The organism is Endozoicomonas sp. SCSIO W0465, assembly GCF_023716865.1.
GTDB lineage: Bacteria > Pseudomonadota > Gammaproteobacteria > Pseudomonadales > Endozoicomonadaceae > Endozoicomonas.
Genome location: NZ_CP092417.1, coordinates 4,942,735 through 4,957,155, shown reverse-complemented (window position 1 = coordinate 4,957,155; position 14,421 = coordinate 4,942,735). Strand labels below are relative to the sequence as shown.

At 49.2% G+C, this 14,421-nt stretch carries 8 protein-coding genes; 7 read left to right on the top strand and 1 reads right to left on the bottom strand.

Annotation, left to right across the window (positions count from 1 at the left end):
• Positions 1-45: 45 nt before the first annotated feature.
• From MJO57_RS22190 to MJO57_RS22160, 7 genes are all read left to right on the top strand, one after another.
• Positions 46-1,704 carry a transposase gene (locus MJO57_RS22190; RefSeq protein ID WP_252017470.1) on the top strand — a complete coding sequence of 553 codons (1,659 nt, stop codon included), beginning with the start codon at positions 46-48 and terminating at the stop codon, positions 1,702-1,704.
• A 392-nt stretch (positions 1,705-2,096) separates the two neighbouring features.
• Positions 2,097-5,132, top strand: coding sequence for a hypothetical protein (locus MJO57_RS22185; protein ID WP_252018808.1), 3,036 nt, complete (start codon positions 2,097-2,099; stop codon positions 5,130-5,132).
• Between the two features lie 153 nt (positions 5,133-5,285).
• Positions 5,286-5,750, top strand: a complete 465-nt coding sequence (locus MJO57_RS22180) for an SET domain-containing protein-lysine N-methyltransferase (RefSeq protein WP_252018806.1) — start codon at positions 5,286-5,288, stop codon at positions 5,748-5,750.
• A gap of 423 nt (positions 5,751-6,173) precedes the next feature.
• Positions 6,174-9,425: a hypothetical protein gene (locus tag MJO57_RS22175; RefSeq protein ID WP_252018804.1), complete on the top strand. Its 3,252-nt coding sequence runs from the start codon at positions 6,174-6,176 to the stop codon at positions 9,423-9,425.
• Positions 9,346-9,870, top strand: a complete 525-nt coding sequence (locus tag MJO57_RS22170) for a hypothetical protein (protein WP_252018802.1) — start codon at positions 9,346-9,348, stop codon at positions 9,868-9,870. The genes MJO57_RS22175 and MJO57_RS22170 overlap by 80 nt, the downstream gene beginning before the upstream one ends.
• Positions 9,871-10,085: 215 nt before the next feature.
• A complete protein-coding gene (locus tag MJO57_RS22165) occupies positions 10,086-11,681 on the top strand; it encodes an IS1182 family transposase (RefSeq protein ID WP_252018800.1) in 1,596 nt (531 codons plus the stop codon).
• Between the two features lie 210 nt (positions 11,682-11,891).
• Positions 11,892-12,950 (top strand): hypothetical protein, encoded by a 1,059-nt coding sequence (locus MJO57_RS22160; RefSeq protein WP_252018798.1) that lies wholly within the window; start codon positions 11,892-11,894, stop codon positions 12,948-12,950.
• Between the two features lie 112 nt (positions 12,951-13,062).
• On the opposite strand, the gene MJO57_RS22155 is transcribed toward MJO57_RS22160, so the two are convergent.
• Entirely contained in the window at positions 13,063-14,400 is a 1,338-nt protein-coding gene (locus MJO57_RS22155; RefSeq protein ID WP_252017304.1) for a transposase, read from the bottom strand.
• Positions 14,401-14,421 lie beyond the last annotated feature (21 nt).

The window sequence follows — 14,421 nt, the reverse complement described above, 5'->3', positions numbered from 1 at the left end:
GTGCTGGAAGCAGGATAATTTCGGTCAGTCGTCTATCCTCTCACCATGGCTTTTCTAGAACACCAGCAGTTACAACCTGAAGATCTACTGAGATTCATCACTCAGCAGCAAGAGCAGATCATTCAGCTCAAAGAGCAGATAGAATTGCTTGAAGCAGAGATTCGTCGTCTAAAAAAACTGCCCGCAAAGCCTGACATCAAACCAAACACCAAACCTCCCGATGATGACACCGGCAGCCCTGATGGAGATCCATCCGCTCCTGAGGGTAACGATGGAGCCAGCCCAGACACCTCGTCAAAGCAGAAGGTTAAGAAGCCCAACGAGAAAACCAGAAAGCAGCGTAAACAGCCCCGAAAGCCATCGGCGGAAAAATCCATACCCATTGCTGCCACTGATGTTCCGGAGGGATCAATCAGGAATGGAACCACCCCTTTTCATGTTCAGGAACTGACAATACAAACATCCAGTATTGAATATCTTTTAGAGCAATGGGTGACACCCGATGGACAAACCATTACGGCCAAACCGCCAGCCAGCCTTCATGGACATCATTACGGGCCAATGCTGCAGGCCTACGTTCTGCACCAGTATCATGGTTGCTCCGTTACCCAGCCAGAACTGCTGGACTGGCTATGGGACATTGGAATCTCTATTTCCAGCGGGGAACTCAGCCAGCTTCTGACGAAAGGACACGAGCAGTTCCATGCTGAGAAAGATGAGCTGTTGACTACAGGTATTCGCTGTTCAAGTTATATCCAGACAGACGACACGGGAACAAGGCATAAGGGGAAGAACGGTTACTGCACCATCATCAATAACGAGTCCTTTGCCTGGTTCGAGAGCACAGACAGCAAAAGCCGGGAAAATTTCGTAAGCCTACTGCACCGCCCATGGTCAACTTACACGTTCACCGACGATGCCTTGATCTATCTGGAAAAACTGGATTACCCCAAAAAGTGGCTACGCGTTCTTAATCCATACAGAGGCGTCACCTTCCTGAGCCATGAAGCCTGGGAAGAATGTATGAAAGACCTGAGACTAACTGGTAGACGGCGCCAGCAGGCCAGTGAAGCCATGATTTATGGCAGCCTGATACAGCATGGAGCAGGACATCTTACCACCTTCAGTGATGGGGCAAGGCAGTTCGACGTTTTCAAACACAGCCAGTGCTGGATACATGCAGAGCGAGGGCTGGCAAAAGTTCATCCGGTCAATGATCAGCAGGCCATGGCTCAGAAATGGCTTCGGACATGGTTCTGGGCCATTTACGATGACCTTAAAGACTTCAAGACAGAGCCAACTGAAAAAAAGGCAATAAAAGTACGACAGGGGTTCCAGGCGCTGATCCAAACCCAAACGTGCAGTGGGCTTCTTCAGGATGCTCTGTCAGGGTTGGCTGTAATCAAGGAAGAGCTATTACTGGTTCTGGATGACCCGAGCTTACCGCTGCACAACAACCTGAGCGAGAGTCAGATACGAGAATATGTTAAACGACGAAAGATCAGTAGTGGGACGCGAAGCGATTTGGGGCGGCAATGTCGCGACACCTTTGCCAGCCTGAAAAAAACGTGTCGCCTGTATGGTCTCTCTTTTTGGGATTATCTGAAAAGCCGACTAATGGGCGATGGGTTATTTCCGAGATTGAGTAACCTGATTGAGGAGGCTTCACGTCATCTTCCGTGTGGTGCTGCCAGCAGTTTTTGAGAAATTACAATGTTTCATTCCTGAGGCACAGGAATCAGCAAGGGCAGTGGATGGTGTTTATCATCGCGATAAAACCGATACTCGCTCATGAAATTCTTTGGATTGATTATGGGGAACAATACTGGCAGGCAGCACGAGCGCCTATAGCAATCTCTGACGATAACTCTGAAGCTTTATAAGTAGTTGACCATTTGAAACTATATACACTGTCTGATCGACTTGATCTATAAATCCATACCTGCAGGGACTGTATTTTGTACTACTGTTTCCTTATATTTTCAGCCTGCTGAATGCCCATGAAGTTCGTTGAACTATGTCGGGTTTATCTGGTCATTATCAACGTGCTATGAAGGCATAAACTGACCGATCAGATAAAAATAATTGTACCTCCTATGTCAACACCCGCATCAAACCACTCTGTTGTCACCACGTCCGCTGCTACCGTTGCTGCAACTGAACCATTACCGGGCGGCAACAACAGAAAGCGCTATTTCTCGGGACATAGGGTTCAACCCGTTGACAGGGAAAACAGGCGAACTCAAGAGGTATTCAGACCCCGGTTATTTGAAACGAAACAGCCTGCAAAAAAACGCAGGTGTCGGCAACGTGTGGATACCGGACAGAATGGCACATCAGCATTAACTGGGCGGTATTCAACGTTACCAATGATGGGACAGGGACATGAAGTAAGTGCCTCATGCCCAGTGGTTATTATCCACCCACAGCCAATGGATATTGACCCGGGTGAAGATCCCTCTTCCTTATTTTCTGCTGAACCCCCGACAGAGCCACCATCAGAATCGTCAAGTGTCGAACGGGAGCTGGATTACAGCGAAATAATCGCAAAGTTTAGCGCCACTCATCAACAACAAATATTGTCATATCTGAGTCATCCGGGCGTCAAAACTGTACTTTCCAACGTAAGCGCACTGCTGACAACGCTTGAACAGAGGGGTATTCAGTTATCCATGAGTAGAGGCACCCCTCCCCTGCCTACGCTCTTTGCAAAACTTAAGCGATTTAATATTGTTACCGAACATCAGGTTTGTTCAGGGTATTTCCAAAAAGCCAATGTGTTTTTTTCGGCAGTGGGCAAAACCGTGAACAACACTGGCAGTTTAACCAGCATGGTGAATAGCAAGAACAGTGTAACCCTGTTGACGGGCATGAAAGATGGGGAGGTGGCATCCATTGCTGCCAGCCCGTTTTTAAAGCAGATTTCCTCAATGTGTAATGGTAACGGCTTGCCGGAAAAGGCGAAAGTGGCAGCCTTCACGAGGCTGGCCTGCCTGAAAGTGGGATGGCAGGGCATTGATGAGGCCGTTGAGGACCAGCCGCTCGACTGGGCACTGATTACTCACATTTCCTCCATGTGTAATGGCAAAGGCTTACCGGAAAGGGCAAAATTGGAAGCTTTTCTTAGGCTTGTCTGCCTGAAAGAGGGATGGCAGGGCCTTGATGAGGCCGTTAAGGAAAAGCCGCTCGACCGGGTACTGGTCACCCACATTTCCTCCATGTGTCATGGCAAAGGCTTACCGGAGAAGGCACAAGTAGAAGCCTTTCTGAAGCTGGGCTGCCTGAAAGAGGGATGGCGGGGCGTTGATGAGGTTGTTAAGGACAAGCCGATTGACCGGATACTGGTTACCAGCATTTCCTCCATGTGTCATGGCAAAGGCTTACCGGAAAAGGCGAAAATTGAAGCTTTCCTGAAGTTGAGTTGCTTGAAAGAGGGATGGCACGTCATTGATGGGGCCGTTAAGGACCAGCCGCTGGACCGGGCATTGGTCAGCCACATTTCCTCCATGTCTTCTGGTAAAGGCTTACCGGAAAAGGCAAAAGTGGAAGCTTTCCTGAAGCTGGGCTGCCTGAAAGCGGGATGGCAGGGCATTGATGAGGCTGTTAAGGACAAGCCGCTCGATCCGGCACTGGTCAGCAATATTTCCTCCATGTGTCATGGCAAAGGCTTACCGGAAAAGGCAAAAGTGGAAGCTTTCCTGAAGCTGTGCTGCTTGAGAGAGGGATGGCAGGGCATTGATGAGGCCGTTAAGGATAAGCCGATCGATCCGGCACTGGTCAGCAATATTTCCTCCATGTGTCATGGCAAAGGCTTACCGGAAAAGGCAAAAGTGGCAGCCTTCCTGAAGTTGGGCTGCCTGAAAGTGGGATGGCAGGGCATTGATGAGGCCGTTAAGGACCAGCCGCTCGACCGGGTACTGGTTACTCACATTTCCTCTATGTGTAATGGCAAAGGCTTACCGGAAAAGGCGAAAATGGAAGCCTTTCTAAAGCTGGGCTGCCTGAAAGAGGGATGGCAGGGCATTGATGAGGCCGTTAAGGACAAGCCGCTCGACCGGGTACTGGTCACCAGGATTTCCTCCATGTTTCATGGCAAAGGCTTTCCGGAAAAGGCGAAAATGGAAGCCTTTCTAAAGCTGGGCTGCCTGAAAAAGGGATGGCAGGGCATTGATGAGGCCGTTAAGGACCAGCCGCTTGACCGGACACTGGTCGCCCGCATTTCCTCCATGTGCCATGGCAAAGGCTTACCGGAAAAGGCGAAAATGGAAGCCTTCCTGAAGCTGGGCTGCCTGAAAAAGGGATGGCAGGGCAATGATGAGACCGTTAAGGATAAGCCGCTCGATCGGGCTCTGGTCACCAATATTTCCTCTATGACGTCGGGCAAAGGCTTACCGGAAAAGGCAAAAGTGGAAGCCTTCATGAAATTAGGCTGCCTGAAAGAGGGATGGCAGTGCGACTACGAGGTCGTTAAGGACCAGCCGCTCGACCGGGCACTGGTCACCCACATTTCCTCTATGTGTCATGGCAAAGGCTTACCGGAAGCAGTGAAAGTGGAAGCTTTCCTGAAGCTGGGCTGCCTGAAAGAGGGATGGCAGGGTGTTGATGAGGCCGTTAAGAGCAAGCAGCTCGACCGGGCACTGGTCACCAACATTTCCTCCATGTGCCATACCAAAGGCTTACCGGAAAAGGCGAAATTGGAATCTTTCCTGAAGCTCAGCTGCCTGAAAGAGGGGTGGCAGGGCATTGATGAGGCTGTTAAGGGTAAGTCGCTCGATCGGGTACTGGTCACCAGCATTTTCTCTATGTGTTCTGGCAAAGGTTTACCGGAAAAGGCAAAAGTGGAAGCTTTCCTGAGCCTGGGTTGCTTGAGAGATGGATGGCAGGGCATTGATGAAGCCGTCAAGGGCAAGCCGCTTAACCGGGCACTGATCACCAGCATTTCCTCCTTTTATAATGGTAAAGGTATACCGGAAAAAACGACAGTAGAAGCCTTTCTGAAGCAGCGATCCGCAAATACTCGTGACGATGAGATAATTGTTATAAAAGAAGAGGCAACTGATTTAATCTCATTACCTCATCGTATTAATGACCAGGCGCCATTATGGGTGGCAGAACCGTCCGTCAAAAGGTAAGTCGGTGAAAGCAGGCAAAGACAGACAACCTTCTTTAGTCAGATCGACATACCAAATGACAGATCGATCAGAAAAAGCATTAATGAGTCCATAGCCAGGTATCAAGCTCTGGATGACGAGCAAAGAGAGCAGTATTTACAAGAGCGAATGTCCGTGCAAAAACACGATGGATCGATCTTTAGTGAGTTAAAAGGTCAGGATGAGGTCGTCGCCAACAGGGATATTTCACAATGGGAGCTGCTGGGTCATTACGCAGGTAAGCAATACCATGACAACACATACCAACAGGGAGCACGTGTCATGGGTGCTGCATTGGCCAATATTGACAGCTATAGCTTCGCTCCTGCTCATGGTGTTTTCATCTCAGGGTACAGACAGGGAAATATAACGTCGTTGATCAATGCTTTTAGTACTTACTCTGATAAGGAAAAAAATTCCCCGGAACAAAATGTTTCGTTCCTGAGGCACAGAAATCAGCAAGGTCAGTGGATGGTGTTTATTATCGCGATAAAACCCATACCAGCTAATGAAAGCCTTTGGATTGATTATGGGGAGCAATACTGGCAGGCAGCACGAACGCCTATAGCAATCTCTGACGATAACTCTGAAGCTTTATAAGCAGTTGACCATTTGAAACTATATACACTGTCTGATCGACTTGATCTATAAATCCATACCGGCAGGGACTGTATTTTGTACTACTGTTTCCTTATATTTTCAGCCTGCTGAATGCCCATGAAGTTCGTTGAACTATCTCGGGTTTATCTGGTCATTATCAACGTGCTATGAAGGCATAAACCGACCGATCAGATAAAAATAATTGTATCCCCTATGTCAACACCCGTATCAAACCACTCTGTTGTCACCACTTCCACTGCTACCGTTGCTGCTATGGAATCATTACCGGACAACAACAGAAAGCGTTATTTCTCGGGGCATAGGGTTCAACCCGTTGATAAAAACAGGCCAGCTCAAGAGGCTTTCAGGCTCGGGTTTTGCGAATCCAAACAGCCTCCGAAAAAACGCAGGTGTCGGCAATGTGTGGATACCGGACAGAATGGTACATTAGCATCAACTGGGCGGGACTCAACGTTGCCAATGATGGGCCATGAAGTCAGTGCCTCGCGCCCTGCGGTTATTGTTCACCCACAGCCGATGGACATTGACCCGGATTACCGCGAAAGCATCGCAAAGTTTAGCGTCACTCATCAACATCAAATCCTGCCATACCAGAGTCACCCGGGCGTCAAAACCGTACTTTCCAACGTCAGCACACTACTGAAAACGCTTGAGCAAAGGGGTATTCAGCTATCCATGAATAGAGGCCACCCTCCCCTACCGACTCTATTTTCAAAACTTAAGCAATTCAACATGGTGACCGAACATCAAACCTGTTCAGGGTATTTTCAAAAAGCCAATGTGTTCTTTTCGGTAGTGGGCAAAACAGTGAACAACACTGGTAGTTTAACCAGCATGCTATATAGCAAGAGCAGTGTAACCCTGTTAACGCACATGGACGATGGGGACGTAGCAGCCATTGCTGCCAGTCCGTTTATAAAGCAGCTTTCCTCCATGTGTCATGGCAAAGGCTTACCGGAAAAGGCGAAAGTGGCAGCCTTCCTGGAGCTGGATTGCCTGAAAGCGGGATGGCAGGGTATTGATGAGGCCGTTAAGGACCAGCCGCTCGACCGGGCTCTGGTCACTCACATTTCCTCCATGTGTAATGGCAAAGGTTTACCGGAAAAGGCGAAAGTGGAAGCTTTTCTGAGGCTTGTCTGCCTGAAAGAGGGATGGCAGGGTATTGATGAGGCCGTTAAGGACCAGCCGCTCGACCGGGCGCTGGTCACTCACATTTCCTCCATGTGTAATGGCAAAGGCTTACCGGAAAAGGCAAAAGTGGAAGCTTTTCTGAAGCTGGGCTGCCTGAAAGAGGGATGGCAGGGCATTGATGAGGCTGTTAAGGACAAGCCCCTCAACCGGGCACTGGTCACCAATATTTCCTCCATGTCTTCTGGTAGAGGCTTACCAGAAAAGGCGAACGTGGAAGCCTTCCTGAAGCTGGGCTGCCTGAAAGAGGGATGGCAGGGTATTGATGAGGCCGTTAAGGATCAGCCGCTCGACCTGGCACTGATCACTCACATTTCCTCCATGTGTAATGGCAAAGGCTTACCGGAAAGTGCGAAAGTGGAAGCTTTTATGAGGCTTTTCTGCCTGAAAGAGGGATGGCAGGGCATTGATGAGGCCGTTAAGGACCAGCCCCTCGACCGGGCGTTGGTCCCTCACATTTCTTCCATGTGTAATGGCAAAGGCTTGCCGGAAAAGGCAAAAGTGGAAGCCTTCCTGAAGCTGGGCTGCCTGAAACAGGGATGGCAGGGCATTGATGAGGCCGTTATGGGCATGCCGCTCGACCGGACACTGGTCACCTGCATTTCCTCCATGGTGTCTGGTAAAGGCTTACCGGAAAAGGCGAAAGTGGAAGCCTTCCTGAAGCTTGGCTGCCTGAAAGCGGGATGGCAGGGCGTTGATGAGGCCGTTAAGGACCAGCCGCTCGACCGGGTACTAGTCACCAGCATTTCCTCCATGTGTCATGGCAAAGGCTTACCGGAAAAGGCGAAAGTGGAAGCCTTCCTGAAGCTGTGCTGCTTAAGAGAGGGGTGGTGGCAGGGCATTGATGAGGCCGTTAGGGACCAGCCGCTCGACCGGGTACTGGTCACCCATATTTCCTCGATGTGTCATGGCAAAGGCTTACCGGAAAAGGCGAAAATTGAAGCCTTTCTGAAGTTGAGTTGCTTGAAAGAGGAATGGCAGGGCATTGATGAGGCCGTTAGGGACCAGCCGCTCGACCGGGTACTGGTCACCCATATTTCCTCCATGTGTCACGGCAAAGGCTTACCGGAAAAGGTGAAAATTGAAGCCTTTCTGAAGTTAAGTTGCTTGAAAGAGGAATGGCAGGGCATTGATGAGGCCGTTAAGGACAAACCGCTCGACCGGGCACTGGTCACCCACATTTCCTCCATGTGTAATGGCAAAGGCTTACCGGAAAAGGTGAAAGTGGAAGCCTTCCTGCAGCTGGACTGCCTGAAAGAGGGATGGCAGGGCATTGATGGGGCCGTTAAGGACCAGCCCCTCGACCGGTCACTGGTTACCAACGTTTCCTCAATGTGTAACGGCAGAGGCTTACCGGACAAGGCAAAAGTGGAAGCTTTTCTGAAGCTGAGTTGCCTGAAAGCGGGATGGCAGGGTATTGATGAGGCCGTTAAGGGGATGCCACTCGACCGTACACTGGTCACCAACATTTCCTCCATGTGCCATGGCAAAGGCTTACCGGAAAAGGCGAAAGTGGAAGCCTTTCTGACGCTGGGTTGCCTGAAAAAGGGATGGCAGGGCGTTGATGAGGCCGTTAAGGACAAGCCCCTCGACCGGGGACTGGTCACCAATATTTCCTCCATGTTTTCTGGCAAAGGCTTACCGGAAAAGGCGAAAGTGGAAGCCTTCCTGAAACTGGATTGCCTGAAAAAGGGGTGGCAGGGGATTGATGAGGCCGCTAAGGACCAGCCACTCAACCGGACACTGGTTACCCGCATTTCCTCCATGTTTAATGGTAAAGGCTTACCGAGAAAGACGAAATTGGAAGCCTTCCTGAGGCTGGACTGCCTGAAAGAGGGATGGCAGGGCATTGATGAGGCCGTTAAGGATAAGCCGCTTGATTGGGCACTGGTCGCCCACATTTCTTCCATGTGTCATGGTAAAGGCCTACCGGAAAAGGCGACATTGGAAGCCTTCCTGAAGCTGGACTGCCTGAAAGAGGGATGGCAGGGCATTGATGGGTACGTTAAGGATAAGCCGATTGACCGGGGACTGGTCACCAGCATATCCTCCTTGTGTAATTGCAGAGGCTTGCCGGAAAAGGCGAAAGTGGAAGCCTTTCTGAAGCTGGGCTGCCTGAAAGAGGGATGGCTGGGCATTGATGAGGCAGTCAAGGGCAAGCCGCTTAACCGGGCACTGATCACCAGCATTTCCTCCTTTTATAATGGTAAGGGTATACCGGGAAAAACGACAGTAGAAGCCTTTCTGAAGCAGCGGTCCGAAAACACTCAGGACGATGAGATAATTTTTATAAAAGAAGAGGTAACTGATTTAATCTCGTTACCTCACCGTATTAATGACCAGGCGCCATTATGGACGGCAGAACAGTCTGTCAAAAGGGAAGTTGGTGACAGCAGGCAAAGACAATCAACTTTCTTCAGTCAGATCGACATCCCAAACGACAGATCAATCAGAAAAAAGCATTAATGAGTCCATAGCCAGGTATCAAGCTCTGGATGACAAGCAAAGAGCGCAGTATTTACACGAGCGAATGTCCGTTCAAAAACACGATGGATCGATCTTTAGCGAGTTAAAAGGCCAGGAAGAGGTTGTTGCCAGCAGGGATATTTCGCAATGGGAGCTGCTGGGGCATTATGCAGGTAAGCAATACCATGACAACACATACCAACAGGGAGCACGTGTCATGGGTGCTGCATTGGCCAATATTGACAGCTATAGCTTCGCTCCTGCTCATGGTGTTTTCATCTCAGCGTACAGACAGGGGAATATAACGTCGTTGATCAATGCTTTTACTACTTACTCTGATAAGGAAAACAATTCCCCCGGAACAAAATGTTTCGTTCCTGAGGCACAGGAATCAGCAAGGGCAGTGGATGGTGTTTATTATCGCGATAAAACCCATACCCGCTAAAGAAAGCCTTTGGATTGATTATGGGGAACAATACTGGCAGGCAGCACGAGCGCCTATAGCAATCTCTGACGATAACTCTGAAGCTTTATAAGCAGTTGACCATTTGAAATTATATAAACTGTCTGATCGACTTGATCTATAAATCCATACCGAGGCTGTCGCGAAACCCTCAAGCAGGTACAATACAGAAATTGCCTGCTTGTACCTCTGACACAATGACGACAAAACAAAAAGTACACATTGATCGAACGCCCCAATTCGATATTTTTGCGCCCATCACCCAGAGTGAAGTGGAAAGTAAACCGGTAAATCCTTCGCATTCATCGCAAAGGTGCTTTATTTCTCCTGATGCTGAAACTATTTACCTGGGTAATACATCGCTCAAAAACTATCTTGAGCTGGCTGGTCAGAAAACCCCGGCTATCATAGCATCGCTTTTGGAAGAGCAGGATTGGTCAGAGTTTGAAGCACTTTACAAGAACACTGGTCGCCCACCCTATGCACCTCGCTGCATGGTCGGATTGATTCTCTATGGCATTATGCAGGGCACTACCTCTTTGCGGGCACTGGAGCGGCTGGCACGAATGGATCTCGGCTGCATGTGGGTCAGCGGTGGAATATTCCCCGACCATGCTAATATTGGCCGCTTTATTAACCGCCACGCCGAGCACCTGACCGGCTCTTTCTTTGAGTCCATAGTAAAAACAGTACTCAGGAGAACGCATTCAAAAGGTGATCGTCTTGCCGGTGATGGTACTGTAGTTGAGGCTGCTTGCTCCCATTACCACCTGATCAGGGAAGAAGCAGTAAAAACCGCTCTGGAAGAAGCTCAACAGCAGTTAGAAAAAGCACCGGAAGACCCCATCAAAAAGGCCGATGTCGAAAAAAAGACAGATGTCTTTAACAAGCTACAGGAGCGTCAAGCACTACGAAAGCGGGCAGGTAGCAAGCCAGAAGATATTCGTATTAGCCCCGTTGAGCCCGAGGCTGTCGTTCAGAAAATGAAGCGGGGACGGGGGCATGCCGCATCGTATAAGCCATCAGTATTGGTCAATGAGCAAAGGGTGGTGTTAGCACAGGCTGTGGATCCAAGTAACGAGGCGGCGGTTATCCCCGAGATGCTTGATCAGGCTGGCCGTATCACAGGCTCCCAGCCCGATGAATTATTGCTGGATGCAGGCTACTGTTGTGAGTCAGTCATTACCACCACGTTGGAGCGGGATATCAGTCTTTTGTGCCCTGAGGGCCGTCAACCTGGAGAATTGAAAAAGAGTAAACAATTCCAGAAAGGGCACTTCAGGTATGATGAAGTCACAGACAGTTACCAATGTCCGGCAGGTCAACAGCTAAGGCTACTCTATAAGCCCGGGAACCCCGATCGGCCAAGGGCGCAATGGGTTTATGGTGGAGCGCCTTGTGATCACTGCCCCCTTCGAAGCCAATGCACAACCAGTAAGACTGGCCGTCGAATCAGGCGTTTCAAAGTAGACGACGCAAGGGATGCGTTGAAAACAGCCATGGAACATCCGGCAGCAAAGGCGGTGTTCAAAAAACGACAGGCAATGGTTGAGCCTGTGTTTGGTTATCTGAGAACGGTGCAGGGCTTAAATCGGTTTCGTCGTCGGGGACTGAAGGCTGTCAGACTGGAATTTAGTCTCCACTTGCTGGCTTATAACCTGAGCCGGGTAGCAGCGGCTTATTTCACAGCTATTTTGTGGCCTATTGGACGCAGCATAAGGGCACTTAGGCTATATACAAAAAATAATGCAGCGACGTTACAGATATACAATGATGGCAGTATAACCAAATAAAGGTACTCATAGCCTGCCAGATGGCTGATAATGAGGCTTTAGCGACAACCTCTACCGGCAGGGACTGTATTTTGTACTACTGTTTCCTTATATTTTCAGCCTGCTGAATGCCCATGAAGTTCGTTGAACTATCTCGGGTTTATCCGGTCATTATCAACGTGCTATGAAGGCATAAACTGACCGATCAGATAAAAATAATCGTAACTCCCTATGTCAACACCCGTATCAAAGCACTCTGTTTTCACCACTCCCACTGCTACCGTTGCTGCTACTGCACCATTACCGGGCGGCAACAATCGAAAGCGCTATTTCTCGGGACACAGGGTTCAACCCGTTGACAGGGAAAACAGTCGAACTCAAGAAGTATTCAGACCCCGGTTATGTGAAACGAAACAGCCTGCAAAAAAACGCAGTTGTCGGCAACGTGTGAATACCGGACAAAATTGCACATCAACATCAACTGGGCGGGACTCAACGTTACCAATGATGGGACATGAAGTCAGTGCCTCACGCCCGGTGGTTACTGTCCACCCACAGCCGATGGACATTGACCCGGATTACAGCGAAATCATCGCAAAGTTTAGCGTTACTCATCAACATCAAATCATGCCATCCCTGAGTCACCCGGGCGTCAAAACCGTACTTTCCAATGTCAGCACACTACTGAAAACGCTTGAGCAAAGGGGTATTCAGCTATCCATGAGCAGAGGGGCCTCTCCTCTACCGACTCTCTTTGCAAAACTTAAGCGATTTAATATGGTTACCGAACATCAGGTTTGTTCAAGGTATTTTCAAAAAGCCAATGTGTTTTTTTCGGCAGTGGGCAAAACAGTGAACAACACTGGCTGTTTAACCAGCATGGTGAGTAGCAAGAACAGTATAACCCTCTTTACGGGCATGGACGATGGGGAGGTAGCATCCATTGCTGCCAGTCCGTTTTTAAAGCAGATTTCCTCCATGTGTAATGGTAAAGGCTTGCCGGAAAAGGCGAAAGTGGAGGCTTTCCTGAAGCTTGGCTGCCTGAAAGAGGGCTGGCAGGGCATTGATGAGGCCGTTAAGGACCAGCCGCTCGACCGGGCACTGGTTATGCACATTTCCTCCATGTGTAATGGCAAAGGCTTACCGGAAAAGGCGAAAGTGGAGGCTTTCCTGAAGCTGGGCTGCCTGAAAGAGGGTTGGCAAGGCATTGATGAGGCCGTTAAGGACAAGCCGCTCAACCGGGCGCTGATCACCAATATTTCCTCCATGTCTTCTGGTACTCGACTTTAGAGTCTGTATAAAACGATAATTCGGTCAGCTTTTTATAGTGAAGCAAGCCGAAATCAGTGAACTGTTTTTCCAAGTTCGTTATTACTTCCGTTTTTTGCCTAAAAGCCTTTAGTTATGCTGCTTCTGAATTATCCGGTATTAACTGGTCGATCAGATCGCGAAAATTGAACTCATATTTTTGCTTATATCTGTTCCAGCCCTTGCGAATAGAGAACCTCGGAATAATTCCTGAAAGAGCAATTTTCATCATGCCTGCAGTGGTTGTATCCGGGCTTCTCCAGGGTATCCGAGAAATATTCAGACATGCCTGATTTTTACAAACGGTTAATAACTGCAATAATGCATAGCCTGCCATTTTCAAATGCATCCATCGAAGCAGTGTTCGCAATTTCTGCTGCCATAAATGGCAACAGCCAAAAGCATGTTTGAGTTGGTGAAACATTGGCTCTACCGGCCATCTCCGGGAATAGGCACGAAGCACCTCCAGTCCCTCAAGTTCCGGATTGGTCGAGATGAATATTCTGCTTTCGGTCAGACCTTTGTCATTTTCAAAGCGACTCCAGACGACGCGTACTTCACGACCTTTAAGGAATCTGGCGCGACAGATCAGGGTACGATAACGTATTTTGCGAAATTTGCCGTACATCCATACTGTTGCTTTTTCTTCCGGCAGTTTCTTAACCTGTTCTGTCGTCATCTTGATGCCGTACTTTTTTGGGCGCCCTCGCTTCTTTACGGTGGGTGCTGGCGGCAAAGCATAGAGGGCCCGATTTGAAGGTATCTGACCAACAACTTCTATGTTCATTTCCAGAGCTGGCTTTATCAGTGTCCAGTTCATATACCAGCAATCGGTTAGCAGGCGTAGCACTCGATCCTTCACTTCATTGCGTACCACCCTGAGCATGGCCACGGCAATTTTCAGTTTGCTGGTGTTACCTGAAGCTGGTGTCGGAAATGAGATCACCGGTATGGCGGTAAATACTTCATCTGCAGCCCGCTCAAATATGATGGCCAGGGAAACCCAACACTGCCCCCAGATGTACGTCGGCCGATTGCGTTTCTTGCTGTGTTGATGATGTGTACGACAAGCAGGGGCTTTGTCGGAAAACCGTTCGATTACCCAGTCATCAAGCCCCAGGACCACAGGTTGATTCTCAGGAGCTTTGGAGCAGACCAGACGGATCAAGTGGCGTGCCAAGTTCTTCCATTGCCACTTGCCCTGAGATAGCCAGTGGTGGTAGCTGCTCCACACACAATGAAAATCAATTGTTAACAACGCCTGTGTAACAAAGCCGTCGGCTGAAAGCATGCAACCGAACAGCAGTTCGCAGAACGTTGGTACTGCAGTTGATGATAGCGCTCCAGCAAGAAAGGTTGTATATGAAGCGAGCTCCCTGAGGATTACTTGATGATCTGAAGTGAGCATGGCAACCATCTCGAATTTCGTCATTGGGGATGGTTGCTTTTAGCA